The 25,613-nt window shown below is 68.0% G+C and carries 23 protein-coding genes and 1 pseudogene; 12 read left to right on the top strand and 12 right to left on the bottom strand.

Going from position 1 to position 25,613, the window contains the following annotated elements; genetic code table 11:
- Positions 1-152 precede the first annotated feature (152 nt).
- Positions 153-1,439 (top strand): ABC transporter substrate-binding protein, encoded by a 1,287-nt coding sequence (locus tag B2K11_RS20045; protein ID WP_163620859.1) that lies wholly within the window; start codon positions 153-155, stop codon positions 1,437-1,439.
- Positions 1,440-1,505: 66 nt separating this feature from the next.
- Here B2K11_RS20045 and B2K11_RS20040 read toward each other — a convergent pair whose 3' ends face one another.
- The 5 genes from B2K11_RS20040 to B2K11_RS20020 form a co-directional block, all read right to left on the bottom strand.
- Positions 1,506-3,089 (bottom strand): AMP-binding protein, encoded by a 1,584-nt coding sequence (locus tag B2K11_RS20040; RefSeq protein ID WP_163620858.1) that lies wholly within the window; start codon positions 3,087-3,089, stop codon positions 1,506-1,508.
- Positions 3,090-3,130: 41 nt separating this feature from the next.
- Entirely contained in the window at positions 3,131-4,360 is a 1,230-nt protein-coding gene (locus B2K11_RS20035; protein WP_163620857.1) for an acyl-CoA dehydrogenase family protein, read from the bottom strand.
- Positions 4,360-5,397, bottom strand: coding sequence for a phosphotransferase family protein (locus B2K11_RS20030; protein WP_163620856.1), 1,038 nt, complete (start codon positions 5,395-5,397; stop codon positions 4,360-4,362). Before B2K11_RS20030 ends, B2K11_RS20035 begins: the two co-directional genes overlap by 1 nt.
- Before the next feature lie 201 nt (positions 5,398-5,598).
- Positions 5,599-6,027, bottom strand: coding sequence for a thioesterase family protein (locus B2K11_RS20025; RefSeq protein ID WP_163620855.1), 429 nt, complete (start codon positions 6,025-6,027; stop codon positions 5,599-5,601).
- Entirely contained in the window at positions 6,024-6,734 is a 711-nt protein-coding gene (locus B2K11_RS20020; protein ID WP_163620854.1) for a QsdR family transcriptional regulator, read from the bottom strand. Before B2K11_RS20020 ends, B2K11_RS20025 begins: the two co-directional genes overlap by 4 nt.
- Positions 6,735-6,842: 108 nt before the next feature.
- Here B2K11_RS20020 and B2K11_RS20015 point away from each other — a divergent pair, with 108 nt between their 5' ends.
- Both B2K11_RS20015 and B2K11_RS20010 read left to right on the top strand, forming a co-directional pair.
- Entirely contained in the window at positions 6,843-8,114 is a 1,272-nt protein-coding gene (locus B2K11_RS20015) for an acyl-CoA dehydrogenase family protein (protein ID WP_204260212.1), read from the top strand.
- Between the two features lie 68 nt (positions 8,115-8,182).
- A complete protein-coding gene (locus B2K11_RS20010; protein ID WP_163620853.1) occupies positions 8,183-9,397 on the top strand; it encodes an acetyl-CoA C-acetyltransferase in 1,215 nt (404 codons plus the stop codon).
- A 31-nt stretch (positions 9,398-9,428) separates the two neighbouring features.
- On the opposite strand, the gene B2K11_RS20005 is transcribed toward B2K11_RS20010, so the two are convergent.
- Complete coding sequence (locus B2K11_RS20005) at positions 9,429-9,638, bottom strand: hypothetical protein (RefSeq protein ID WP_345770795.1); 210 nt, start codon at positions 9,636-9,638, stop codon at positions 9,429-9,431.
- A 123-nt stretch (positions 9,639-9,761) separates the two neighbouring features.
- On the opposite strand from B2K11_RS20005, the gene B2K11_RS20000 reads away from it, so the two are divergent.
- Both B2K11_RS20000 and B2K11_RS19995 read left to right on the top strand, forming a co-directional pair.
- Positions 9,762-10,154 (top strand): MmcQ/YjbR family DNA-binding protein, encoded by a 393-nt coding sequence (locus B2K11_RS20000; protein WP_163620852.1) that lies wholly within the window; start codon positions 9,762-9,764, stop codon positions 10,152-10,154.
- Between the two features lie 990 nt (positions 10,155-11,144).
- The gene (locus B2K11_RS19995) at positions 11,145-11,537 is read left to right on the top strand and encodes a hypothetical protein (RefSeq protein WP_163620851.1); all 393 of its coding nucleotides are present in this window, start codon (positions 11,145-11,147) and stop codon (positions 11,535-11,537) included.
- 435 nt (positions 11,538-11,972) lie between these two features.
- On the opposite strand, the gene B2K11_RS19990 is transcribed toward B2K11_RS19995, so the two are convergent.
- Positions 11,973-12,467 (bottom strand): hypothetical protein, encoded by a 495-nt coding sequence (locus B2K11_RS19990; protein ID WP_163620850.1) that lies wholly within the window; start codon positions 12,465-12,467, stop codon positions 11,973-11,975.
- 1,132 nt (positions 12,468-13,599) lie between these two features.
- Here B2K11_RS19990 and B2K11_RS19985 point away from each other — a divergent pair.
- From B2K11_RS19985 to B2K11_RS19970, 4 genes and pseudogenes are all read left to right on the top strand, one after another.
- Positions 13,600-14,241, top strand: a complete 642-nt coding sequence (locus tag B2K11_RS19985) for a hypothetical protein (protein ID WP_163620849.1) — start codon at positions 13,600-13,602, stop codon at positions 14,239-14,241.
- 4 nt (positions 14,242-14,245) lie between these two features.
- Positions 14,246-15,247 carry a hypothetical protein gene (locus B2K11_RS19980; RefSeq protein ID WP_163620848.1) on the top strand — a complete coding sequence of 334 codons (1,002 nt, stop codon included), beginning with the start codon at positions 14,246-14,248 and terminating at the stop codon, positions 15,245-15,247.
- Positions 15,248-15,295: 48 nt separating this feature from the next.
- Positions 15,296-15,529, top strand: a pseudogene (locus B2K11_RS19975) (transposase); the annotation flags it as partial.
- A gap of 272 nt (positions 15,530-15,801) precedes the next feature.
- A complete protein-coding gene (locus tag B2K11_RS19970; RefSeq protein ID WP_163620847.1) occupies positions 15,802-16,290 on the top strand; it encodes a hypothetical protein in 489 nt (162 codons plus the stop codon).
- Positions 16,291-16,402: 112 nt separating this feature from the next.
- Here the strand turns inward: B2K11_RS19970 and B2K11_RS19965 are convergent, their stop codons facing one another.
- Positions 16,403-17,749, bottom strand: a complete 1,347-nt coding sequence (locus tag B2K11_RS19965; RefSeq protein WP_163620846.1) for a class I SAM-dependent methyltransferase — start codon at positions 17,747-17,749, stop codon at positions 16,403-16,405.
- A complete protein-coding gene (locus B2K11_RS19960) occupies positions 17,746-19,125 on the bottom strand; it encodes an FAD-binding oxidoreductase (RefSeq protein WP_163620845.1) in 1,380 nt (459 codons plus the stop codon). Before B2K11_RS19960 ends, B2K11_RS19965 begins: the two co-directional genes overlap by 4 nt.
- 616 nt (positions 19,126-19,741) lie before the next feature.
- Between B2K11_RS19960 and B2K11_RS19955 the strand changes: the two genes are divergently transcribed.
- A complete protein-coding gene (locus tag B2K11_RS19955) occupies positions 19,742-20,584 on the top strand; it encodes a hypothetical protein (protein ID WP_163620844.1) in 843 nt (280 codons plus the stop codon).
- Positions 20,585-21,192: 608 nt separating this feature from the next.
- Here the strand turns inward: B2K11_RS19955 and B2K11_RS19950 are convergent.
- On the bottom strand, positions 21,193-21,846 hold the full coding sequence (locus B2K11_RS19950) for a DUF6226 family protein (RefSeq protein ID WP_239526290.1): 654 nt from the start codon (positions 21,844-21,846) through the stop codon (positions 21,193-21,195).
- Between the two features lie 610 nt (positions 21,847-22,456).
- Here B2K11_RS19950 and B2K11_RS19945 point away from each other — a divergent pair.
- On the top strand, positions 22,457-23,440 hold the full coding sequence (locus tag B2K11_RS19945; protein ID WP_163620842.1) for an HIRAN domain-containing protein: 984 nt from the start codon (positions 22,457-22,459) through the stop codon (positions 23,438-23,440).
- Positions 23,441-23,619: 179 nt separating this feature from the next.
- On the opposite strand, the gene B2K11_RS19940 is transcribed toward B2K11_RS19945, so the two are convergent.
- Complete coding sequence (locus B2K11_RS19940) at positions 23,620-24,027, bottom strand: hypothetical protein (RefSeq protein ID WP_163620841.1); 408 nt, start codon at positions 24,025-24,027, stop codon at positions 23,620-23,622.
- 137 nt (positions 24,028-24,164) lie between these two features.
- Between B2K11_RS19940 and B2K11_RS19935 the strand changes: the two genes are divergently transcribed.
- On the top strand, positions 24,165-25,019 hold the full coding sequence (locus B2K11_RS19935; protein ID WP_204260211.1) for a trypsin-like serine protease: 855 nt from the start codon (positions 24,165-24,167) through the stop codon (positions 25,017-25,019).
- A 242-nt stretch (positions 25,020-25,261) separates the two neighbouring features.
- Here the strand turns inward: B2K11_RS19935 and B2K11_RS19930 are convergent, their stop codons facing one another.
- A complete protein-coding gene (locus B2K11_RS19930; protein ID WP_163620840.1) occupies positions 25,262-25,444 on the bottom strand; it encodes a hypothetical protein in 183 nt (60 codons plus the stop codon).
- Positions 25,445-25,613 lie beyond the last annotated feature (169 nt).

The raw sequence follows: 25,613 nt of genomic DNA, 5'->3' as shown, positions 1-25,613 counted from the left end.
GCCCTTTCGCGATTCCGGGAGGCCGAGGCCCCGGCCGAAGACGCCGCGGGCCCGGCCGACGATGCCGCGAGCCCGGCGGACGGCGCCGCGCCGGGGCATCCGGAACCCGTCCTCTCCTCCGCACCACCCACACCACACAGAAAGAGGTGACCATGTCACAGCACTCCACCGCGCGCCGCGTCGCGGCTCTGGTCGGCGCATCCGCCCTCCTCGTCGCGCTCGCCGGCTGCAGCACGCCCGCCGCCACGGGCAGCCCCGACGAAGACGTCCCGGGCATCACCGACGACACCGTGACGATCGGCACGCACACGCCCCTGACCGGCCCCGCCGCGGCGGGATACTCGTCGATCTCGGCCGCCGCCACGGCCTACTTCGCCTATCTGAACGAGAACGGCGGCGTGCACGGCCGCGAGATCGAGTACATCGTCAAGGACGACGGCTACAACCCGGCGAACACGCAGACAGTCGTGCGCGAACTCGTGCAGGAGGACGAGGTGTTCGCGATCCTGAACGGCCTCGGCACGCCGACCCACACCGCGGTGCTCGACTACCTGAACCAGAACGAGGTGCCCGACCTGTTCGTCGCGTCGGGCTCGACCAGCTGGAACCAGCCCGAGAAGTACCCCTACACGTTCGGGTTCAACGCCGATTACGTCGTCGAGGGCGCCGCGCTCGCGCAGTATGCGGCCGACGAGTATCCCGACAAGGTCGTGTGCCTGCTCGGGCAGGACGACGACTTCGGCGACGAGATGATCGAGGGCGCCGAACTCGCCCTCGGCGCCGACGGACTGGCGCAGGTCGAGCGGTACTCGGTCTCCAACCAGGACGTCGCGGCGCAGATCGGCGCGCTCAAGGCGGCCGGGTGCGAGATCAACATCCTCGCGACCATCAACGGCTTCACGGCGCTGGCGCTCGGCACCGCCGCGCAGCTGGGATGGTTCCCGATGTGGTTCTCGTCGTCATCGGGCGCGAGCTACGAGACGCTCGTCGAATACCTCGGTGCCGATGTCGGACCCAAGCTGCTGCAGGGCCTCGTGGGCACGAACTACCTGCCCGCCGCGGGCGGCGACTCGGAGTGGGTGGCGCTCTTCCGGCAGATCAACGACGAGTACAACGACGGCGCGCCGTTCGACGGCAACACCGTCTACGGCATGAGCGTCGCGTACCTGTTCGCCGAGGCGCTGGAAGCGGCGGGCGAGAACCCGACGCGCCAGTCGCTGATCGACGCCGTCAGCTCCGGCGACCTCGCCGGCAACGGCATCCTTCCCCTGTCGTTCGGCGAGGACAGCCATGCGGCCTACCTCGGCGCCGGCATCACGACCGTCGACCAGGGCGTGCAGGACTACGTCGGCCCGACCTACGCCGTCGACGGCGGAACCGTGACCACGGTCGATCCGTCCCCCGTGGAGCTGTCGGGCGAGGGCGTGCCCGGCTCCTGAGACCCCCCGCTCAGGCATCAGGCCCGGACCCTGCGGGGTCCGGGCCTGAGGCGTCTGCGGCGATGGTCAGCGCACGGGTGAGAACTGGGCGACCAGCTCGCGCTTCAGCACCTTGCCGCTGGAGCCCAGCGGCAGCGCTGGCACGACGTGGACGACGCGGGGGTACTTGTACGCGGCGATGCGGTCGCGCACGAACGCCACGACCTCGGCCGGGTCCAGGTCGACGCCGTCGTGCGGGACTACTGCGGCGTGCACCTCCTGCCCGCGCACGTCGTCGGCGACGCCGAACACCGCCGCCAGGGCGACCCCCGGATGCCGGGCCAGCACCGCCTCGACCTCGGTCGGGTAGACGTTGTAGCCGGACCGCACGATCATGTCCTTCTTGCGGTCCACGATCGTGAGGATTCCATCGGTGTACGTGCCGAGGTCGCCGGTGCGGAACCAGCCGTCGACGACGGCGGCGGCCGAGGCATCCTCTCGTCCGAGGTAGCCCTTGAACAGGTTGTGGCCGCGCACGACGATCTCGCCGAGCGCCTCCGGCTCGTCGAGCAGCACGACGGCGTCGTCGGTCTCGGGGTCGGCGACCGCGACATCGACGCCCCACAGGGCGCGGCCGACGGTTCCGGGCCGGATCGGCTGATGCAGCGGATTCGACGACACCGTCGGGGCGGTCTCGGTGAGCCCGTACCCCTCGTGCACGTCGGCGCCGAACGCGTCGCGGAAGCCCTCGAGCACCGCCACCGGCAGGGCCGCGCCGCCCGAGACGGCGTAGCGCAGCGGCGGCCGGGCGGGCGAGCGCCGCGCGGCCTCGAGCATTCCGACGTACATCGTCGGCACGGCGGTGAACGCCGTCGCACCGAGCGCGGTGGTGAGGGCGAGCGCCTCGTCGGCGTCGAACCGGGGGAGGAGGATGACGGATGCCCCGACCCGCAGCGCGATGTTCATCACGGCGGTCTGCCCGAAGGTGTGGAAGAGCGGCAGCCCGCCGAACACGACGTCGTCGGGGCCCAGGTCGAAGGCGTCGATGAGCGTGGTGTGCACCTGCTCGACGATGGAGAGGTGCGAGCCGACGGCGCCCTTGGGAGTGCCGGTGGTGCCGCTCGTGTACAGGATGGTGGCGGCATCCAGCGGCGAGACCGCCTCGTGGTGGACGATCGGCGTGGCCGTCGCGGCCTCGGCTTCGAGGCGCGGCAGGTCGACACCCGCGTCGGCGGGCAGCAGCACGGTCACCAGGGGCACCCCAGCCGCCGTGGCCGCGGGCACGGCCTCGCCCAACAGCGGCGCAGCGGCGACCAGCACGTCGGCGCCGGAGTCGCGCAGCACGAAGGCGATCTCATCGGCCTTGAAGAGCAGATGCACCGGCACCACGATCGCGCCGAGCGACAGGGCGGCATAGTAGACGCGGGCGAAATCGGGCACGTTGGGCACGAGCATCGCGACGCGGTCGCCCCGGCCGATGCCGCGCGCACGCAGCGCGCCGGCGTACGCGCGGGTCTGATCCCAGAGTTCCCGGTAGGTCGTCGTCGTGCCGGCGAAGTGGAACGCCGTGCGATCCGCGTGGCGGACGGCGGACTCGGCGAGGATGCTCGCGACCGACAGCGTCGCGAAGCCGGGCCCGTCGATGGCGGGGTCGGGGCGGTGGGTGGTCATGATCGTCTCCTTCGACGCTCGAGCCGTGTGATCGGTGGGTGTCAGCCGCGCAATTGCGCGCGACCGAGACCGGCGAGGTGCACCTCGTCGGGACCGTCGGCGATGCGCAGCGACCGCACGCCGGCATAGAGCTCGGCGAGCGGGGTGTCGGATGAGACGCCCGCGCCGCCGTGCAGCTGGATGGCGCGGTCGATGATCTGCTGCACCGCGCGAGGCACCGCGATCTTGATCGCCTGGATCTCGGTCATCGCGTGCTTGTTGCCCACGGTGTCCATGAGCCACGCGGTCTTGAGCACGAGCAGCCGCAGCGCCTCGAGCTGGATGCGGGCCTCGGCGATCCACTCGCGCACCACGCCCTGTTCGGCGAGCGTGCGCCCGAACGCGTGCCGCGCCGATGCGCGCTCGATCATGAGCGCAAGGGCCCGCTCGCCCATGCCGAGCGCGCGCATGCAATGGTGGATGCGTCCGGGGCCGAGCCGGGCCTGAGCGATCGCGAACCCGTCGCCCTCGCCGGCGATGAGGTTCTCCGCGGGGACCCGCACGTCCTCGAAGGCGATCTCGGCGTGACCGCCGTGGTCGCGGTCGTCATAGCCGAACACGCTCAGCGGGCGCACGATGCGCACCCCCGCGGTGTCGCGCGGCACCAGGATCATGGACTGCTGACGGTGGCGTGCGGCATCCGGATCCGACTTCCCCATGACGATGAAGATCGCCGCATCGGGGTTCATCGCGCCGGTCGACCACCACTTGCGGCCGGTGACGATGTAGTGGTCGCCGTCGCGGCGGATCCGGGTGCCGATGTTCGTCGCGTCGGACGACGCGACCTCGGGCTCGGTCATGCAGAACGCCGAGCGGATGCGGGCGTCGAGCAGCGGCTCGAGCCAGCGCTCCTTCTGCGCCGGCGAGCCGAAGTCGTTCAGCACCTCCATATTGCCGGTGTCGGGCGCGGCGCAGTTGAACGCGGCCGGTGCCAGGCGCGGGCTCCACCCGGTGACCTCGGCGACGGGCGCGTACTGCAGGTTGGTCAGCCCCGCCCCGCCGTTCTCGCCGCCGTGCTCGCCGTCCCGCCCGCCGGGAAGGAAGAGGTTCCACAGCCCCTGTGCGCGGGCCGCGGCCTGGAGTTCACGCACCACCGGACGCACGGTCCAGTCCTCGGGGGTGGCGGCCAGCTGCCCGTCGAGCACCGGTTCGGCAGGCAGCACGTGCTCGTCGAGGAACGCGCGTGCGCGCTCCGTGAGTTCGAGCGTTCGTTCGTCGGGCGCGAAGTCCATCAGCGCACCTCCAGTCCCTTCTGTGCGAGCGGCTCGACGAGCGCGCCCATCCGGTCGAAGCCTTCGCCGACGGTGTCGCCGGCCTGATAGCGGTAGTGGATCCCCTCGAGGATCACGGCGAGCTTGTACGCCGCGAAGGCGCGGTACCAGTGCAGATCCGGGATGCCGATCCCGGCGCGCTGCGCGTAGACCTCGACGAGCTCGTCGAACGTCGGGTAGCCGGCGGCGAGGTCGACGGCGCTCGGAACCGCTCCGGCGGATCCTCCCGGGAGGTCGGCGATGTCCCAGTAGAGCGCGAAGATGCCGAGGTCGACGAAGGGGTCGCCGAGCGTCGCCATCTCCCAGTCGAGGATCGCCGAGATGCGCGGCTCGTCGGCGTCGCCGACGACGAGCGCGTTGTCGAGTCGGAAGTCGCCGTGGACGATGCCGGTGCGCGAGGAATGCGGCATCCCGTCGGCCAGGGAATCCTGGAGGGCGTCGAGCGCGGGGGTGTCGCGCGAGCGGGACGCCTCGAGCTGACGGCGCCAGGTCGACAGCTGCCGGGCCAGGTAGCCGTCGGGGCGGCCGAAATCGGCGAGTCCCACGTCCGCGGGGGCGACGGCGTGCAGGTCGGCGAGGCACCGCACCAGGTCGATGCTGAGGCTGCGCAGACCCGCCGCGGTGTAGGCGGAGTTCTGCGACGGGCGGGCGAGCACGATCCCGGGGGAGCGCTCCATGACGAAGAACACGGTGCCGGTGACACGGCCCGCCGCGGTGTCGTCGACGACGTCGACGGTGCGCGGCACCGGCACGGCGGTGCCGGCGAGGGCGGAGATCACCCGGTGCTCGCGCCGCATGTCGTGCGCGCTCGAAAGGACGTGCCCGAGGGGCGGGCGGCGCACGATGAGAGGCGTCCGCGTTCCGTCGACGGCGTACGTGAGGTTGCTCCGGCCGCCGGCGATGACGGATGCCTCCATCGGCCCGTCGACGAGCTCGGGGTGCGTCTCGGTCAACCACGCGGCCAGCCCCGCGACATCCAGCCCGGGAACCTCGGTCATCGTCGACCCTCTCTCCGCCCCGTCCTCGGAGCTCTGATGCACAGCATACCGGATGGTCGGTTTGTTAGCGCACGATCATCCGAAGAGTCCTGGCCCGGTCGTTGAGCGAGCGAGGAACGTGGTCGTTGAGCGAGCTTGCGAGTCGAAACGCAGAGCCGAAACGCCCCGCACCCGGCGTCGAGGGTGGTGCGTTCCGCCCGCTCAACGCCGCGCGATGAGCAGCCGGCCTTCGATCGCTGCGCGGATGGATGCCGGCACCGGCGTCGGGCGCCGGGTCGCGGCATCCACGAAGACGTGCACGAAGCGCCCCGTGGCGATCGGCTGCTCTTCACCGGCGCGAAGGATGCCGAGCGCCCAGGTGACGCTCGTCGTGCCGAGGCGTTCGATGCCGATGCCGACCTCGAGCGGCTCGGGGAAGCCCGCGGCCGCGTGGAACTCGCACGATGACGCCGCACACAGTGCGATCGCGTCGCCGCCGACGGGCTCGAGGCCGCCCTCGCGGATCATGAAGGCGTTCACCGCGGTGTCCATCGCGGCGTAGTAGACGGTGTTGTTGAGGTGCCCGTACTGGTCGTTGTCGTTCCAGCGGGTCGCGAAGGGCTCCCGCACCGGGTAGGCGGGCGCGCTCACTCGTCCACCCGCAGGGTCAGGCGGAACGCGACCCGTGCGCGGTCGGCACTCGGGGTGTCGCCCGAGATGAGGTCGGCGTAGGTGAACGATTCCGAGAGGCGCACCAGGATGTACGCGAGATCGGCGGGCGCGATCGCGCCGCCGAGCGGAGCGTCGCCGAGATCGCGGCGCACGAGCCAGTCCGCCGTCGCGACGTAGCGGCGCTGGATCGGACTCTCCTTCGTCGTGAGGAGCCGCAGCGCGCGGGCGGGCTCGCGGCGCAGGAAAGAGCGGAAGTACTCGGCGGTGATGAGGTCGTCGACGAAGTGCGTGAGGATGCCGGCGATCCGGTCGCCGCCGCTGCGCGCGGCGTTGGCGTGCTCGGCCTGCACCAGCGTCGGGATCGCGAGCGACCAGAGCACCTCGCTCAGCAGCGCGTCGCGGTTTCCGACCCAGCGGAACAGCGAGGTGCGGTCGACGCCGAGGCCTGCGGCGAGAGCCGTCATGTCGATGCGGCGTCCCGCGATGAGCGTGTCGCGCGCCGCCTCGAACGCCCGCCGCGCGTCGGGGTGGGCACCGCTCGCCAGGCGTTCCGACAGCCACGAGGGCGCGGCATCCGTCCCCACTGTCGCAATCGTGACTGGGGCAATCGCGACAGGCGCAATCGTGGGGGCGATCGTGACGGGCGCGGTGCGTGCAGGAGAGCTCGTCGGCGCGGTCGGGGTCATGCCCGAACTCTACCCGTCCGACCGCCGTGGACTGCAACGTTTCTGAGAGTGTTGTGCAACGTTCTGAGAAATGATGCATACTCGACCCGTACCGACGAAGGAGAGACGATGACGTTCACCTTGACCGAGCCGCAGGCCGACGAATCCGCCGAGGGCGACCTCGCCGACGTGCTCGACGCCGACTTCTACGCGTTCCAGACGCTGCTCACGGATGTCGAGCAGCAAGCGCTGCGCGAGATCCGCGCGTTCCTCGAGACCGAGGTGCGGCCCTTCGCCGACGACCACTGGGACCGCGCCGAGAGCCCCCGGCACCTCGTGCCCCGGATCGCGGAGCTCGGACTGTACGGCAACGCCTTCCCCGAGACCCGCACGTTCGAGAACAGCAACGTGTTCCGCGGCTGGGTGGCGATGGAGATCTCGCGCGCCGATCCGTCGACCGCGACCTTCATCGGTGTGCACAGCGGGCTGGCGATGACCTCGATCGCCGTCGGCGGTTCCGACGAGCAGCGCGCCGAGTGGCTGCCGGTGCTCGCCCGCGGTGAGCAGATCGCGTGCTTCGGGCTCACCGAGCCAGGGCACGGCTCCGACACGGCGAAGGGGCTCGAGACGACGGCCGAGCGGCGGGTCGGCCCGGACGGCAGCGACGAGTGGGTACTCAACGGCGCGAAGCGGTGGATCGGCAACGCCGCGTTCGCCGATGTCGTGGTCATCTGGGCGCGCGACGTCGCCGACGACCAGGTCAAGGGATTCCTGGTGCGCACGCCCTCGGTGGGCTTCGAGGCGACCAAGATCGAGCGCAAGCAGTCGCTGCGCACCGTCGAGAACGCCGACATCGTGCTGACCGACGTCGCCGTGCCCGAGCGCGACCGGCTGCAGCGCATCGACGGCTTCCGCGACCTCGCAGCCGTTCTGAGGATCACGCGTGCGCAGGTGGCGTGGCAGGCGCTCGGCGTCGCCGTCGGCGCCTACGAGTGCGCCGTCGCCTATGCGAAGGCGCGCGTGCAGTTCGGCAAGCCGATCGCCTCGTTCCAGCTCGTGCAGCAGAAGCTCGCCGACGCCCTCGCCAACATCACCGCCGGCATCGGCATGTGCGTGCGGGTATCGCAGCTGCAAGACGACGGCGAGCAGAAGGACCACCACTCCGCCATGGCCAAGGCGTTCGTCAGCGCCCGCGTCCGCGAGACCGTCGCCCTGTGCCGCGAGATCTGCGGCGGCAACGGCGTGCAGCTCGGCGGCCAGGAGCAGCTCGGCATCCCAGCCGGCTACGGCATCGCCCGCTACTTCGCCGACGCCGAGGCGGTCTACACCTTCGAGGGCACCTACGACATGAACTCCCTCATCGTGGGTCGCGCCATCACCGGCATCGCCGCGTTCGTCTGAGCCGCGGCATCCGTACCCCGCATCGCCCTCGCCACGCTGCGGCGCGGCATCTCGCATGAAGGAGAACCATGACCGAGGCCTACATCGTGGCCACCGCGCGCTCGCCGATCGGGCGCGCGCGCAAGGGATCGCTCGTCGACGTGCGACCCGACGACCTCGCGGCGCGCATGGTCGGCGCGGCGCTCGAGAAGGTACCCGGGCTGGATCCGGCGCGCATCGACGACCTGCTGCTCGGCTGCGGGCAGCCGGCCGGTGAGCAGGGCTTCAATCTCGCACGCATCGTGGCGGTGCTGCTCGGATGGGATGCCGTCCCCGGCGCGACCGTCAACCGCTACTGCTCGTCGTCGCTGCAGACGACGCGCATGGCGTTCCACGCGATCAAAGCGGGCGAGGGCGACGTGTTCGTGTCGGCCGGCGTCGAGTCGGTGTCGCGGTACGGCGCGGGGGCGTCTGATCTTCCGGATGCCGTCAACCCGGCGTTCGCGCCGTCGCTCGAGCGCACCGCCGCGAGGTCGGCGGCCGGCGCCGAGCCGTGGCCCGACCCGCGCGCCGACGGTGCGCTGCCCGACCCCTACATCGCGATGGGGCAGACGGCCGAGAACGTCGCACAGCTGCGAGGCGTGACCCGCGAGGAGCAGGACGAGTTCGCCGCGCGCTCGCAGCAGCGGGCGGAGGCGGCGATCGCCTCGGGCTTCTGGGCGCGTGACATCACGCCGGTGACGCTCGCCGACGGCACCGTGGTAGCCGCGGACGACGGCCCGCGGGCGGGCGTCACCGTCGAGGCGCTCGCCGGGCTCGATCCCGTGTTCCGGCCCGACGGCACCGTCACCGCAGGAAACTGCTGCCCGCTCAACGACGGTGCGGCGGCGGTCGTGGTCGTGTCGGACCGGGTCGTGTCGGAGTTGGGCCTTGAGCCCCTCGCGCGCATCGTCTCGACCGGCGTCTCGGGACTCTCGCCCGAGGTGATGGGACTCGGCCCGGTCGAGGCATCCCACCGCGCCCTTGCGCTCGCCGGTCTCTCGATCGACGACATGGACCTCGTCGAGATCAACGAGGCGTTCGCTGCGCAGGTGATCCCGTCGGCGCGCGAACTGGGCATCGACCCCGAGCGCCTGAACGTGCATGGGGGCGCGATCGCCGTCGGCCATCCCTTCGGCATGACCGGCGCGCGCATCACGTCGACCCTGATCAACGGCCTCGCGACGACCGGAGGCCGCTACGGCCTCGAGACAATGTGCGTCGGCGGCGGTCAGGGAATGGCGATGGTGCTCGAGCGGGTGTGACACCCTGAGCGGGTGCGTGCGCCGTCGCCGATCATTTCGCTTCGCGGCGGCGCCGGGCGATGACGATCGCGACGCCGATGAGGCCCAGACCGACCAGCAGCACGATCGGGCCGATCGTCGCCCACAAGGCCGAGCCGCTCATCACGGACCCGCCCAGCACGTCAAAGCCCTGCAGGGTCCAGACCGCCCCCACCGCGGTCAGCAACACGCCGGGCACGAGATACGGCCAGATCCGCTTCACGCGACCACCCTAGTTCGCGCGCGCATCTGCCGACAGAGAGTCGGCGTCGCCATCGCTGATGCCGGTGGACGATGCCGGTGGCGCAGGGCATGCCGTGTCCGAGGCGATGCCTAGGGTAGGTGCGTGGCCACCCTCGACGATCTGCGCCGCACCGCGAACGGGCTCCCCGGCAGCGAGGAACGGGCGACCACGGGCGGGGCCGCATGGTTCGTGCGCGGCAAGCTCTACGCGTGGGAGTGCCATCCGTGGCCGAGTACCCCACCCGACGCGCGTGCGATCATCGCGGCCGAGCTCGTGGTGGGCGTGAAGATCGCCGATCCGATCGACGCGCTCGCCCTCCGAGAGATGGCGCCCGATGTGTTCCTGGGCGCCACGACGCCCTGGGGTGAGCCGAAGGTCGCATTCCGCATGGCGGGGATCGATGGCGAGCACCTCGCCGAGCTGGTGACGGAGGCGTGGCGTGTGCAGGCGCCGCGATACCTGCGACGCGAATGGGATGCCGCCGGCACGCTGTAGCCCAGCCGGGCGGCCGTGTCGGCGGTCTCCCGCCCATCACGCGGGTCATCGAAACAGCCGCCGCACACCGCACTACCCTTTGCCCGGACGTTTATCGCCCCGAGCGTGCAAGATCACCGGGCGGGGTAAACGTGCGTCGAGCCGGTCGCGGGTGCCACACCGGGGAGCACCGGCGGACGGCGCGGCGCGCGACCGGCTTCCGGACGAACCGGTACCCCGACAGACGCTCGCAGGTCGTATGAACCAATTGACTGAGCCGCGTCGAGTCTGACGGGCCCTCACCGGGTTGCCGGCTGGGTGAGACTTGTGGTCGGCTGAGTCCGTGCCTCGCCCAAACAGAGAACTGCAACCTGCGCGTCCGTGGCGAGAACCTCCGCTCGATGAAGCTCCCGCAATCCTGCCGACCGTCGAGATCCTCGCATCCACTCCCAGCGTTGCGATCGCCTTTGTCGGCGCGCGGGCATACAGCAACGGTCTTGAACTGCAGCTCGAAATGCATGCCCCGTCGACGCGACGAAGACGACCAAGAGTGGGAGCGAATCCGCGAGGCCTTCTTCAGCAGACCCGGCTGGCTGCTGAGCGATTCAGAACGTGCTCAAGCCCTGGCCATTGCCGTATCTGTAGATGGCGGCGCCGAAGTCATGACAGACGCCCTCGCGCATGCGCGCAGAGCTGTCGACGCGGAACCGAGTGGGTGGTCCCTCTCGCTGACTCGGCTCGGAGGCAGTGGTGGTCCGGCTAGCCTGCAGTCTGCGCCAGGCCTTTGGCTCTGGCGATTGCCCCCTGCTCAATACTTGGACCTCATCATCCGGTGGCCAGCACTGAATATCACCGAAGGCCGAGCCCGTGTCGACATCAGCGGCATCGCCGACCTATCTCGGCAATCTCAGCAACTCTGGCCCTAACTCTGAACCGATCGCTGAAGGACCCGTCTCCGAGCGACGGACATACTGAGACGATTGGTTGGAGACGGACACCTCTAGTGGAGTGATGACGACGTGGTTGGCGGGTGCGGTGAACGATCGAGATGACGTGGGTCTTTCTGCAACCCCTGGCACGCAACACCGAACGTTGTCTCCTCTGCTACTCAAAGGAGTCGTCGCCCTGCTGGGCGCTGGCGTCGTGTGGTTGTTTGCCGTTCCGCTCGGCCCTGACGTATGCGCCCTGATCCTGCCTGCACCCCGCAACTGCTTCACGAGCGATCGTATTCAAGCAGCGATTGCGCCGACGATCGTCCTATTTCTCGTGGCTGTCGGGCTCACCGTCGCCGCGGCCCGCCTGCCCCGGGCGAGGCGGCGGATCGTCATCGTCGGATCCGTAGCCCTGATAACCATCGCTGGATTGTCGTACCTGCACGTTGCTTGGATCCCGGCTCTCGTCTAGCCAGCCCCTCGTGTTCCGCGTGAAGCGCGTCTCAGTCGAGCCAGACGCGCCGGCGGTACACCGCCGATGCGCGCTGACCTACCGACTTGCGGCCGGCCGCTATCGCATACTTGTCGAATGAGCCTCCGTCGCGGCGATGACTCTCGCGCTGCGGGCCGCCGGAAGCGCCAGCGCCGTGAACGGTGGGCGCAGGTCAGACCGAGATCCTGGGACGACTACCGGTGGCTCGGGTGGGGTGCAGCAATCTCATTGCTATTCCTCGCCGTGTACCTCGGTGTTGGTCTTCTTCTCGGTGGCACGTTCGAATGGCGCTGAGCCATCGCGGCCCCAGTTCGGGATGGGTCTAGAGCACTCACAGTCATTGCTGAGCGGGCGTGATGCGCTCAATGCACTGCCTCCACGCCTCCGGGGCTTGGATACAGGCAAGCGTCAGTGTCAGCGACGACTGATCGAGCGCGCGATCGCGCCCAGCACAAACACAGCCCCCGCGGCTACGGCGATCACGACGCCGGGCCGCTCGCGATAGGTCTGCTTCAGCTTGTCAGTCCATTCCCCCGCGACCGTCTTGGTGTGGGCGACTAGGCCGTCGAAATCGACGTCGTCGGCGACATTCTTGATACTCGTGGTTGCGGCCTTCGCGGCATCGACGGCGGCATCCGCGGCCTTTCCGGCAGCGGCCCTCGCTTCGGATGCAGCGCTTTTGGCTCCATCGACGACGTCGCCGACCTTCTCGCTTACCTTGTCTGCGATGTCGCTCACGGTTCCTGTGACATCGCTCTTCGCGGCTTCCGCGCCGGCCGAGACCTCGTCAGCGATCTGCTCCGCCGTGGCGCCGAACGATTCTGCGCCGTCGGCGGCCGATGTGCGCACTCGCTCGGCGGCGTCTCGCGCCGCCTGGGTGGCTTCGGAGTTTCCCTGGATGTCGGTCATTCTCGTCTCCCTTCGTCGTGCGGTCGCGCAATCGTATGCGCGCCAGCCGTGAGCGAGCATGAAATCAAGGTGGGGTTGCCAGCGTCGTGGACGAGTGCTAGGTCCCTCGGTCGGCCACAGCCTCTGCCATCGACGCGAGTGACCATTGGTCCCGTGCCTCCACACGCCGCCACGCAGCGAGATCGGCAATCGGGCCTGCGACCTCGGCATCCAGGCCGCCGTCCGACTCCCGCCGCCCTAAACAACCCCGCAAAGAGAACAGTCGATGACGCACGCAGAGGGATCCCCACTGGACCATCTGGGCCGGTGAGGAGGTTGTCGTCTCGCTCAACGCCACAGTCGCTCGTCAACACGACCAGTTCGTCGCCGTGGCGATGCAGTTGACCATGGAACGCAAGGACACGTCCGCGGAGGGACTACCACGAGACCCGGAGCTCGCACGACGGATTGCTCTCTCAGGGACGCCCCCTGCAACGCTGGTATCTCGCTGCCGAACGCGACCTTCCCGACAACGTCATCGCGCTGCTCCGGGACGACGAAGACCCGGACGTGTCAGCCGCCATGAGGGCCATCCCGCCCGCGATCCCCTCGCACTAACCACCGCAGCCCGGCTGACAACGGCCGCGCGCGAACGCCGCCATAGAGGGCGCCGAAGCGGTCGAAGCGATCGACGAATTCCAGTGCGAGACGTGCCAAGGTCCGGCAACCTATTCCCGCTCGACATTCCCCACCCTTACTAGTGCGCTCGGCGACCCACCTCCCGGCAGCCAAGCAACGCCGAGGAATTGGCAACCGCCGAGCGATCGCCCGCGACCGCGCTAAGTCGCCGCTGAGATAGCGGCCCTGCGGCGAAGGAAGTGCAGGAGAAGATCGGGGAGCTGTGCCCCGCAGTGTGCGTATGGATAGTTGCTTCGCATGGCCGAGGACGGCCCGCTGGCCGCCCGGCGGGCTCCTTGACTGCTTGAGGCCAAGGGTCGCGAGACGAACTCGCCCCGCCGGACGCATCGGCATCTTTGCGAGTGAGGGCACTGTTGCGGGGAGCCAGGGAGGAGTAGACCGAAGACATCACATCGGATGCAGCGATGCGCTGCGACGTCGGCGTCGCTAAATCCTCTTGTGGAGGAGGTGCACGATGGCTGCCGACCGAGTCCGCTTGCGCGGGGTTCTGCTTCTTTTGCTGGGGACGCTGCTTGTGGGTTGTGCGGGCGGTGTCGACTCCGCAGCTACACGCTCCCCGTCGCCGAGCGTCACGACGTCAGCGACGCCCACCGCGTCTGCCACGCCGACGGCATCAGCCTCCGCGGATGAGTCGACCGACGAGGAGTCAGCCGACGAGGAGTCGGCCGACGATGCCTCGACCGTCGATGGAGCTGACGAGTCGGACGATTCTGACGACTCCTCGGCGGTTGGAAGCCCGTTGCGCATTCCCCTCCCAATCGATGCGCTCATGGGCGGCATCTTCGGCGAACGCGTGCAGGAGCTCTACGAAGAGATCGATAAGGCGTGCGGTGGCGGGCAGTGCATCAGTGTGGCGAAGGTCGGCGAGAGTCTGGAACTCGTCGCAGGCCAACGTTGTGACAGGATCTCGCACGTAGTCGGGACCGTTCCCGATGAAGTCCCGCCTTACTCCCATGTCGATGTGCCCCGCGGTGGCACACTCACAGTTCTCGTCAACGTCCGCTGTGAAGACGTGCCGGCGGCACCGCCGGACGAGGAGCCAGCTCCCGAGCCCGCTCCGACCGAGGAAATTCCCACGCCCGGCAGCACTCCCTAACGCCGTGATCCGTCGCACCCGACGCCGGCCGCCAGCCGCCAACACCCCTCAGGGCGCCGCGCCAGCACCGGACGCGCCCACCGCACCAAGCGAGTCCACCACGGTGAACAAGCCGACGACGGGGCCGGGGCCGTGGCAGGTCGTGAAGTCCGTCGCCGCCATCATCACGCCGCTGACGCTCATCACCGCGCTGATGTACTACTTCGGCCTGATCCACGCATACTGGTTCTTCAGCACCTTCGGTGTCGACTACACCGTCTTCAACCTGTCCCCTGAGGACTACATCATTCGCAGCGCCGACGGCCTGATCTTCCCGTTCTGCGTCGCGGCGCTCGCGATACTCGCCCTCACCTGGCTGTTCCAGTTCATCGCGCCCGGAATCGGAGAGCGAGCCATCCACTGGATCACGCTGGTGGTGGTTCCCGTCTTCTCCGTCCTCGGCATCGGGTGCGTTGTGCTGGCCGGCTTCGCCTTCCTGAAACCGCTCGACTTCGTCGACACCCCTGCAGTCGGTGGCCTCGCGCTCGTGTTCGGCGTCCTCCTGCTCACGGGGGCGATCCGCGCAATGCGCCGACTAGCCGAGCGCGCTTCCACGGACCGCCCCCGCGCCTCCGCCTCCTGGGTGGTGGCGGAATGGACGGCGGTCATCATGCTCGTCAGCGTTGGACTGTTCTGGGCCGCGGGAGACTGGTCCGCACGCGTCGGCAAGGAACGCGCCAACCAAGTTGAAGACCAACTCGACACCTGGCCCAGTGTGGTCCTCTATTCCGAACAGAGCCTCAATCTGCACGAGCCTGGCGTAACCGAATCAGTGTGCCCGGGGGTGGAGTCCGCCTTCGGCTACCGCTACGACGGGCTTGCACTCATCACCCAGGAAGGCGGCCAGCTCCTTCTCCTTCCCAGAGCTTGGTCCTCCACGAACGGAACAGCCATAGTCCTGACCAAGACCGACAGTGTGCGGCTGGAGTTCACCCCAAGCACGTCGCCCGCCCCGACGACCTGCTGATCGAGCGGTGAGGAAACGGGCACTCGGCCGCCGCGGTCGTTCTCAACCGCCTGGCCCCACACGGGCAGAGTCCGAAGCGACACCGCGTTCGCGGCACTCGCCGGCGTGAACCCGATCCCCGCATCCAGCGGCAACACGACCCGGCATCGCCTCAACCGCGGCGGAGACCGGCGCCTGAACAAGGCGCTGCACGTCATCGCGATCACACGCATCAGTCGCCACCCGGGGACGAAGGCTTACCTCGAGAAGAGGCTCGCCGAAGGTCGTACTCGATCCGAGATCTGACGATGCATCAAGCGCTACATCGCCCGACACCTCTTCCGAACCCTCAATGCCCTTTACGACGAAGCACTCGAGCACGCGCCCACCTCAGGGCTTCGGCCTCGCTCCGACAATCGGCTGATCTCGCGGGGCGGGGACGACGTAGTGCCGGAGTGAGCGGTTGATAAGCGGAGCGCGCAGCGCAGCGGATAGCGGCGTCTGCAAAGAGCGACCGACAGGAACGGAGTCGTCAACGCTCCGCTACCCTGTCGCCGTCGGAGGAGGGAACGGCCATGACAACTCAGTGGGACGTCGACGCTGACGTGCTCTACATCGTTTCGCCGTCGTACGTCATTCACATGGACGGCAACGAGGTCCTGTACGACGCGATGCTCGTCGTGCGGACGTGGGACGAGTTGATCGAGAAGGACTACCAAGTGCCTCAGTTGGAGATCGACACAGCTGACGTAGCGGTGAGACGCGATGCGGCTCGCCAGCCTCGAAGGCGGCGAAGGGCGGCGACCAACCGGATCCGTCAGGTGTGCACGAGTGATCTCGAACCCTTCGAGATGCAAGGACTGCGCCACCTCACGCCGCTGACCGCCCTTACTGCCATTCCGCAGACATTGCGCAATGCCGCAAGACCCGCGCGTGCGCAGAGGGTCCCGCTCACGCTCGCCGCCCGATTCGGATCCTCAAAGGCACGCGGGTGCACCCGTGCACAACCCACCGCTCACGGCGCGCCAGGCCTACGGGCGCGGCCGTCGGGCTCCGGGCCGTGATCGTGGAGTACCGGAGGTTCGAAGGGTGGGCGAGGGAAGAGCAGGGTCGCATTATCGCCGCACGGAGCGTGGCGGAGTGGAGGGGAGAACCGCAGCGACTCCGGCCGCGCCGCTATGGCGTCCACCACGGCCGCAGCGGAAGGTCGGCATCGTCGCTGTTCCCCCGCGAGTTGACGGCCAGAACGTGGTGCAGCTCGATCCCGCCCGATTCGAAGGCGAGCCGTGATCCGGCCATGTAGAGGCCCCACACCTTTGCGGCAGGCAGTCCGATCTCGGTGACTGCTTCGTCCCAGTGCTCGACGAGATTGGCGCACCAGTCACGGAGCGTCAGTGCGTAGTGAGGGCGCAGGTTCTCCTCGTGCAGCACTTCGAGCCCGGCATCCTGTGCCTCGGTGATGATGCGACCGGAACCGGTCAACTCGCCGTCCGGAAAGACGTAGCGGTCGATGAACCCCTGCGCGGCCGGCTCGGCCTTGTTGTCACTGCGGGTGATGCAGTGGTTGAGCAGCAGGCCTCCCGGCCGTAGCCGCGAGCGCAGGAAGCGGAAGTACGACGCGTAGTTGCGCACCCCGATGTGCTCGAGCAGCCCGATCGACGAAACTGCGTCGAACCCCGTCTCGGCAATGTCGCGGTAGTCGCCATAGCGCACCTCGGCACGCTCTGCGAGTCCCTCTTCGGCGATCGCGCGTTGCGCCCACGAGGTCTGCTCGCGCGACAGCGTCACGCCGACGGCTTGGACGCCCCGACGAGCGGCGTAGCGCACCATGCCGCCCCAGCCGCAGCCGACGTCGAGCAGCCGGTCGCCGGGCTTCAGCCGCAGTTTCTCGAACACGAGCCGGTACTTGTTCTCCTGTGCCTCCTCGAGCGAGGCGTCGAGGCGCGGATAGCACGCACAGGTGTAGGTCATCGACGAGCCGAGCACCCATTCGTAGAAGGTGTTCGAGACGTCGTAGTGATGGTGGATGGCCTCGGCATCGCGGGTCTTGCTGTGCCGCAGGCCTCCCGCGACCCGCCGCCAGCGTGGGGGCACCTCCTGCGGGGGCGGTGCAATCGGGCGCAGATGTTCGAAGCCGATCGAGCGCACGATCTGGGCCATGAGCCGCGCCGGAGGCCGCGTGAACTCGAGGCTCGCGGTGAGCGCTTTGAGCAGCTCGTACGGGTCGCCCGGGTGCACCCCCTCGATGCCCAGATCGCCGGTGATGTACGCGCGAGCGAGCCCAAGATCTCCGAACCCGGTGACGAGGTAGGTCGTGCCGCGGGGCGTCTTCAGATCCAGTCCGAAGGGCGCGTTCTCGGGCCCGGCCGAACTGCCGTCGTACGCGGTGAAACGCAACGGCAGCCGACCTCCGGCGAAGATCTCGAGCACCTCCGCCAGGGTGAGCTTTCCGGACCCCGCCTCGGCCGTGTTTGCGGCGTCGTCACGAGCCGCGGCATCCGTCCTGTCCTTAGGTGTGGTCATCGTCGTTGCACAGCCTTCTGGTAGAGCTCCAGCAGCCGCGCGTCGGGGTCGTACCGCGTCTTCACCGACCGATACTCGGCCCCGCCGTAGAGCCTGTCGAAATCGTCTCGCGTGTAGTAGGCATCGGAGTACAGCGACTTGTGCCCGTCCAGCTCGCTCACTTTGCGCTCGATGAGCCGGTTCGTCTCGCCTTCTGTCGCCCCAATCGGCACGGTCGACCAGAATCCGACGTTGACGTACGTCTCGCGTGGATGCAGCGGGTACAGCGGCCAGGCGTCACCACCGCGCAATCGCAGGGGACAGAGCCACATCGGCGCGATCGGCACGTTCCCGAGGAACCATTCGACGAACTCCACGCACCGTGCGATCGGCACCTCTATGTCCTGGATCACACGCTCACGTGCGGGGCGGCCGCGCAGCTTCTCGAGGCGATCGCCGATATCGAATCGGCGTTCCACCCTCATGAGCCTGCCGTACGCGGCGCTGCGCAAGTGGCGTCGCGGCCACAAGCGACGGACGAGAGGATGCTGCGCCCCGAACGCCACCGAGCACCAGAACCAGTCGGTGTCCCATCGCCACAGGTAGTCGTGGATGGTGAGTCGGTCCGCCTTCGCGAGGTTGCCGTGCTGGATTGACCGGTAGTAGATCCGTCGGCCGGTGTAGTCGCCGACCGGGCCCGGCGCAGACGTCTGGGTGCCGACGCACAAGTAGCTTTCGTCGGCGCTGAACACGACGCCGTCGAGGTAGTCCACAGGCAGGTCGTCCAGCCGATGCGTCGTGACGATGCGGTCCATCGCTGCGATCAGATCTTCGATCGCATGAAAGCGCAGGTGCGTGAGCGCCACGAACGGTTCGACGGTCTCGAGCTCGATCCGCAGTCGGACCGCGTAGCCGAGAGTGCCGTATGAATTGGGGAAAGCACGATACAGGTCGGCGTGCTCGCCGGGCGATGCGGTGACCACCTCCCCTGCGCCCGTGAGGATGTCCATTTCGAGCACCGATTCGTGCGGTAGCCCGTTGCGGAACGACGTCGACTCGATGCCGAGGCCGGTCACCGCACCACCGAGCGTGATCGTCTTCAGTTGCGGCACCACAAGGGGTGCCAGCCCGTGACGCAGCGTCGTGGCCACAAGATCCTCGTAGGTGCACATGCCCGCCACGTCTGCCGTCCGCCTCGCGGGATCGACGTGGATGACGCCGGTCAGCCCTGACGGGTCGATGCCTCGGGCAGCCGTCCTCGAACGTGTGCGGAACAGGTTCGAGGTGCGCTTGGCGAGCCGGACCTGCGCACCCGTCGGCAGCGCCCGATAGCTCTCGAGCAGCCGCCGCACGCCGACGGCGTGAGCAGTGCGGGCGTCAGTCGCAGGAGCGGACACGAATCCACGCTAGTCCGCGGCCGGGTTCGAGTGAAGGATGTCGCTCCCTGCCGGTCTGGGGGCGTTTCACAACCAGCGCCGCACTCGTGTCGAATTCGTTGGCCGAAGTGGGCAAGTGTGGGTCCGACCCACGACGTTGCGTGCACCAGGGAGTCCCTCATCAGGCTCGCGCGCTTGGCCGGCTGCGAACGTGCGCCCGTGGGATGCTTCATCAACTCGAGATCGCCGGCAGGCAGACACGCGGCGGACGCTCCTATTTCGTTCACAGCGCGTAAGCGGATCCATCGTTGAGCGTTGGTTTCCGGTCCCAAAGGTCAGCCGATCGCGGACAATGATCCCGCCGATCGCGCGCCAGCGGCTCCGCTTTCGTGCAAAGCCCGCAAGAGGATCCGCTTGCGGGCTGCCGCGCCATGAGACGACCGAGCCCGGACGGCGTGACGCCCGCCAGGGGGACGGAGCGGTGTCGACGTGACGGCGGAGCTCGAGGCGAAGTCGGGGGTGGCCATGGGGCCACAGCCCACGATCGCATGCGTCTCGTGATGGACCCTCGTGGGCGTCCGCAGTCGGTGGCACGATGCATCGTGAACGTATCGGCCCGATCCGGACACTACTTAACATGAGCGCAAACAACGAAATCATCAGACGGTCGATCGACATCCCGTCCGCCTTCGCCGGACCATTCGAGAGACACGGGAAGGTAGGCGGGGCGTCCCCCGCCAGCCGGGTCAACGCGGACGCCGCGCAAGCGAGCGCCTTCGAGGCCTACGCGGACCTCCCTCGAGCTTCTGGAGGATCCGTGGCAACCATCGACCGGCACGCGGTTCGCACCGCGTCCGCCTTCGCAGGCGTGGCGCTCGTCGTCGCGGCGCTCGCCGCCTGCGCGACGCCGCCGCCCGGGGCTTCCGTCAGCACCCCGCCGACCACATCCAGCCCTCCTCCGTCGAGCGCGGCCCTCTCCTCGCCGGCCCCCCTTTCTGAGGATGAGGCGACCGCGCTGGTGCTTCCGGGAGCGTGCGAGGACATCTACTCCGACGCGATGTTCGCCCATCTGACAGCCACGGCGCCTCCGCTCAACGATCCCGGGCACACCACGCCGTCCACGGAGCTGGCGGCCGGCCGGGAGGTGCTCGATGTGGCCCCGAGCCTCCGGTGCACGTGGGGCGGGCCCTCCGAGTACGGACTCTCGACCAACGTCACCATCGTAGATGCGGCTCAAACGACATCAGTCGAGCAGGCCGCCTTCGAGTCCGGGATGACATGCAAGCCGCACGCCGAGGGTACGATCTGCCGCACCTGGGAAGATCTCTTCGTCGACGGGGAACTCTACGCAACCGTGGGAGAGACGCACTACTTCCGGGATAACGGCTGGGTCGCCACGCACTGGACCAACTTCGCGCCGGAGGGTTACACAGAAGACATCGTCGCCACGTTGTGGCCGTCACTCGCGCCGACGGAGTAAACAACCTCAATGTACGGGCGGGCGAGGATCTTGATCGATGCGTGACGGTCCCCCTCGCCGCCGATCGGCCGCGCTTCTCTCCGGATTCGTTCGATCGCTTAAACAGCGCACCGCCGACCACTTCCGGGCGCAACTTCCGCCGATAGTCGACTCACTGGAATTCGCGCAGTCATGAACCGAGCGGCGCCGCAGTGGCGGCGGTCCCGGCACGGTCACGGTCTCGCCGTTTTGTGCTGAGTCGAGTCCCGTAGGGAACTGCAGCGGAAACGTCGTCTCACCGTCGGTGACGGCGAAGCATCCGGTATCGGTGATCGTCAGCGTTCCGACGATCAGGGCAGCCATGCCTGCGGTTGACTCGCTCGCGGCCGCCATCACTGTGACCCCGTTGGCCCGCTGGGGTGGGCTCGGAGTGTGAACACGCGACGAGGGCAACGGCGATCGTCCCCATCCCAACCGTGACCAGCAGCCGCCTCATGGCGAGAGCCTCGCACGCTGGCTGTAGGCCGCGCCCGGTCGAGGCCGATCGCCGGGCATGACCGATGAGGGACCGGCTTACGGACGGTGGCGGAGGGTCAGCTCTTTGTCAGACGCGTCCTAGGTCGTGTTGATCAAGAGGATGGATCGACTCGTGGCCACGGTGACCACTCTGCGGAGAGTCTCCCGAGGATCGACTTCGCCGCTCTGAGACGCTCGGGTGACATACCTTGCTCGCGGGATCCGCCTGAGCGCGCGCCGTCCGGGTACGTGAATGCGTACCCGATCCAGGGGTCGGGTTCGCGGAGCTCAATGGTCTCGCGGTAGCGCCCAGCGACGACTGCGAGCACTTGTCGCTCGAGGTCGTCGGCTTCGCCCCCCCAGTTCGAGTCGCAGGCGTCGCAACCACAGACCGGATAGTGGAAGTCATTGAGCAGCCCCGCATGCATGTAGATGCCGGGGTAGGCGGTGAAGACCAGTGTCAGGGACGCGCACGCCGGATCATTCGGGCGTATCCGGATGGCGCGCACCACGTCGTGATAGCTGGGGTGCAGCAGATCCGCTGCCACCTCCGCGCCCTCGTTGATGTCGACGTCGTAGGTGTCACGCAGGTGCGCGACAAGGGCATCGGCGACAGCGTGAAGCGGTGCGAACCGCTCCGGGTGCGTGTCGACCGAGTAGGTGTTCTCCGGAGGCGACCCGTCCCATCGGTGTCCGTAGTCGATTACCTCGCCGTTTGAGTCGCGAAACTCCGGCGCGGCAATCGACGGACGCGCGTAGGAGGTCACTTCGTCATCCTGCCGCACCGGTGTGGCATCCCGACAGCTACACGGTGACGGCCGGCGCGCTCAACGACCGGCTTGGGGGCGCAAGCCAATCGCGCAACCTGGCTTATGCATCCACGGCTGATCGGTAGCGAGATAGCGTCGGAGCTGTGGAGAACGAGTGGATAGCGAGGGCCGTCTTGTTCGTCGTGATGGTTGGCGCGGGCATCCTCCTCATCTGGATGGCGAATGCGGCAGCGTCGGGGCGGCTGAAGCGGAATCAGCTCGCGGGCATTCGGATTCCCAGCACGATGGCGAGTGAAGACGCCTGGCTGGACGCACATGGGGGCAACGACGCTTCGGCCTGCTCGATCCCAACGGCCTGTACGTGGACGTCGTCGAGCAGATCGAACCACGTCCGGACTTCTGGCCCCGCCATGGCGTCAGTGGCTGACGCGAATCGCGCTGACGCTCGCCCCTGTTCACCACCGAACCAGTCCTGTCCCGTTGAAAGACCGGTTTGAGGGCGGTGAGCAGCCGATAGCGAGCCGGAACGGACCGGCTGGCCGTGACGTATCTCCAACGGTTTGTATCGCTCTCCCACATGAAGCGAGTGGTAAGGGGGTGAGCGCAAATGAGTGGTCACGAACTTCTGTTGTCCAGTCGTGTCGAACTCTTTAAGGACCGACAGAGCGCAATGTGGGGCATTCGGCTCTTGCAGATCGTGGGCGAGCTGGCGCTCGTGGGCGACGATGGGCAGTTGTCCGTCGTCTTCGTGGAGGACGGCGACAGGGATACCTGGGCCGTCCCCCTATCCGACGTCGCCTGTCTCGGCGACGCGCCGCCGCTTTTCGGAAGCCAGTCACTCGCAGCTCAGGCCATGAGGGTCGACTTCGCGGGCAAGCGTCGCATCGTTGTGTTCCAAGGAGACCGGGGCGAGGGGCAGGCTGCGCTCAACGACCTCAATATCGACCGCGTCATGGGGGACCTGGATCCTGTGTCCATCGTGAGGGGTGTCAAGTCGTTGCTCGACATGCCCGGAACGATGCGCCGCGCCAAGGAAGCCAGGCAAGTCTGGCGCTCGGTTCTGGAGGCGGGTGGAACCGCCCTCGGACTCGCCGCCTCCACTCCGCCGGACGCCCGCCGGAGCGCGGGCAGCGCGCGCCCCGCGAGGCCCAGCGAAGCGTACGAGCCCCGCATCACCGGTTCAACGCGCACAGCTAAGCCGCCGGGCCAGCGCCCGCAAACTGCCAAGATCGGCAGCTCCCTCGACCTTCGGGGGCTGGAATCAACCCGCATGAGAGTGCAAGGCGTCGCAAACTATGTTGCCTACGACGAGCGCAGCAAGCTCATCTCCCCTGAATTGTTTCTCGTCAGGGAGCCCGGCAATGAGCACGACTCCGCGGCGATCGCCGTCATTGGTAGGCAGGGACGGAAACTCGGCTACGTCTCGGCGGCTCGGGCGCAACTCCTGGCACCTCTGCTAGACCAGCTCTCCCCCTCCGCCTTCCTCGTGGCTGGCGCCGCGGACGCAGACGGCGGCTCGCAGTACTGGGTGAATCTTCCCAAAGTCGACGCCCTCCGCCGCTTCGTGAAGTCGGAGAACTCGGGTCGTTGAGCGCCACGCGTCCATGCGGGACCCGCGCGCCGCGGTGGTGCCGTCAGTCGGGCCCCTCCTGATCTTCCGGCTCGAAGCATCGACTGGCCGGTCGGCGACATCGACCGGAGGAGGTCCGACCTAGTTAGGTCACTCCGACAGACTCCGTCTGCGCCCGAGACCAGCACGATGACCCACCGCTATCCGCTCGCGGCCCCAGTGGCACTGATTGTGTCAGGAAGGGTATCGCCGCTGCCAGGCACGACGCGCCGGAACTCGTCGTCGTGCCGGAGGTAGAGACCCGCGACTGCTCCGGTAACGAAGTACTGCGTGGCGGCTTCCCCAGGCAGCATCGTCGGCGTCAAGAAGAGGAAGTACTCCTCGCCGAGCTCGAGCGTCGGCGAGAGTTCCTGTCGCACTTCGACGGTGTCGCCCACCGCTGCGGGCTCCGGGCGGTCTGCGAGGTTTGCGCCGAGTTGCGGGTTCGTCGGCGCATTGGTGACCTTCACGGATGAGATGGTCTCATCGCCCTCCGTCGACTGCGCCGACACGGTGCCCACGACAATCGTCGAACTGTCAGCCGCGAGCGATTCGACGCTGTCGTACAACGTGTGTCGGCTGCCCGAGCTCGATTGCGAGCAACCGGCCAGAACGCTCTACGGAACGAATGTCACGGATCGCGTGATCACTGTCCGCAGAGGTACCGCGAGGACCCCCATGGATTCGAGCAAAACGCGGGTGTCTAATGGTGCACATCGGACCGCGGCAACCACCGGTAAGCCAAGGAGACTCCATCATGCGTCGACTATTCATCACGATAATCGCCTTGGCACTCGTGTGCGCGAGCGCTGTCCCGGCATCAGCGATCACCTTCGGCGACCCCGACGGCGAACTGCACCCGAACGTCGGCGTCGTCGTGATAGACCGGAATGCTGCCAGCCCGGGACCCGACATCACCTGTTCCGGGACCCTGATCTCCGCAAACGTGTTCCTGACCGTGGCTCACTGCGTCGATGTCCTCGAACGGGTCGGGCAGCCGTATTGGGTCTCGTTCGCCACGATGTATGACGAGGACGCGTCCGCGCCCACCGGCCTCATCACAGGAACCGCGATAAAGCACCCCCTCTGGGGTTCGGGGGGTCAGGCCGACACCCACGACATCGCCGTCATACTGCTTGACAGCTCACCTGGCATCACCCCAGCCGAGCTGCCCACGGCCGGCCTCCTCGACGAGCTGAAGGCAAGCGGACAGCTCCGCAGCCAGACGTTCACCACGGTCGGCTACGGCTCCGTACGCACGGACAAGACCGGCGGGCCGAACACAAACGAGGGGCGCGACGGTGTACGCCGCTATGCACTGCAGAGCTTCCAGTCGCTAAGGCCGAACGCACTCGAGCTGTCGCAGAACCCGTCAACCGGCGACGGCGGCATCTGTGCCGGCGACTCGGGAGGGCCTCACTTCCTCGGCGGCGTCGACAGCAACCTCGTAGTCTCAACCACCGTGCGCACCGACCGCTGGTGTCGTGCGACCAACCAGACGTACCGGCTCGACACTCAGTCAGCCCGAGACTTCCTGGCATCGTTCGTCGCACTGCCCTGACCACGGAAGGCCGAACGGCCAACCCGGGGCGCATCCGTAGGCGCGGTAACCCCAACCCGCCCGTCAGGGGCCGCATACGGCCAGCCGGCGCGCCATGCGCAGGGGCCGCCTTCTGAAAGTGCGGACCAGTGAGTAGGCGAACGACTGGGTTCGCGCGGAAGCGGCCCGCTCAACGACCGTCAAGCGGACGCTTCCTACCCGGATAGTGCATGCGAAGAAAGAACGTGTGATTCGGTGATCTCCTACGAATAGGTGATCACCGTGGCGCTCTCGCTGAGTTGTCCGCGCACTCCGCCGCCGACTTGTTGCTCGGCGAACTTGAAGGTCCCCGCCTCGATGCGGGTGCCGCTTTCGAGTTCGATACCTACTCCGAGTCCGGCGCCGCAACCCGTCTGTTCCCACTCCTGGTCGCGGACCTGGATCACACAGAGGGTGTCGTTTTTTCCTCGGGCAAGATAGAGCTCGATTCCTCAGGCCTCTCAATGCGAGGCGTCGACCGGCGCCCTGCCCTTCACGACTCTCATCACTGCGAACACGATCCCTGCGATGAGCAGCCCGAGCACCAGGCCGAACAGGCCCGACAGTGCCGTGTCG

The organism is Microbacterium sp. B35-30 (assembly GCF_010634855.1).
Lineage (GTDB): Bacteria > Actinomycetota > Actinomycetes > Actinomycetales > Microbacteriaceae > Microbacterium.
This window is presented reverse-complemented; position numbering and strand designations above follow the sequence as displayed.

Coding starts and splice junctions, on each gene's coding strand:
- B2K11_RS20045 (WP_163620859.1), top strand. CDS start 153: ATGTCACAGCACTCCACCGCGCGCCGCGTCGCGGCTCTGGTCGGCGCA.
- B2K11_RS20040 (WP_163620858.1), bottom strand. CDS start 3,089: ATGACCACCCACCGCCCCGACCCCGCCATCGACGGGCCCGGCTTCGCG.
- B2K11_RS20035 (WP_163620857.1), bottom strand. CDS start 4,360: ATGGACTTCGCGCCCGACGAACGAACGCTCGAACTCACGGAGCGCGCA.
- B2K11_RS20030 (WP_163620856.1), bottom strand. CDS start 5,397: ATGACCGAGGTTCCCGGGCTGGATGTCGCGGGGCTGGCCGCGTGGTTG.
- B2K11_RS20020 (WP_163620854.1), bottom strand. CDS start 6,734: ATGACCCCGACCGCGCCGACGAGCTCTCCTGCACGCACCGCGCCCGTC.
- B2K11_RS20015 (WP_204260212.1), top strand. CDS start 6,843: ATGACGTTCACCTTGACCGAGCCGCAGGCCGACGAATCCGCCGAGGGC.
- B2K11_RS20010 (WP_163620853.1), top strand. CDS start 8,183: ATGACCGAGGCCTACATCGTGGCCACCGCGCGCTCGCCGATCGGGCGC.
- B2K11_RS19995 (WP_163620851.1), top strand. CDS start 11,145: ATGACGACGTGGTTGGCGGGTGCGGTGAACGATCGAGATGACGTGGGT.
- B2K11_RS19990 (WP_163620850.1), bottom strand. CDS start 12,467: ATGACCGACATCCAGGGAAACTCCGAAGCCACCCAGGCGGCGCGAGAC.
- B2K11_RS19985 (WP_163620849.1), top strand. CDS start 13,600: ATGGCTGCCGACCGAGTCCGCTTGCGCGGGGTTCTGCTTCTTTTGCTG.
- B2K11_RS19970 (WP_163620847.1), top strand. CDS start 15,802: ATGACAACTCAGTGGGACGTCGACGCTGACGTGCTCTACATCGTTTCG.
- B2K11_RS19965 (WP_163620846.1), bottom strand. CDS start 17,749: ATGACCACACCTAAGGACAGGACGGATGCCGCGGCTCGTGACGACGCC.
- B2K11_RS19955 (WP_163620844.1), top strand. CDS start 19,742: ATGAGCGCAAACAACGAAATCATCAGACGGTCGATCGACATCCCGTCC.
- B2K11_RS19945 (WP_163620842.1), top strand. CDS start 22,457: ATGAGTGGTCACGAACTTCTGTTGTCCAGTCGTGTCGAACTCTTTAAG.
- B2K11_RS19935 (WP_204260211.1), top strand. CDS start 24,165: ATGGTGCACATCGGACCGCGGCAACCACCGGTAAGCCAAGGAGACTCC.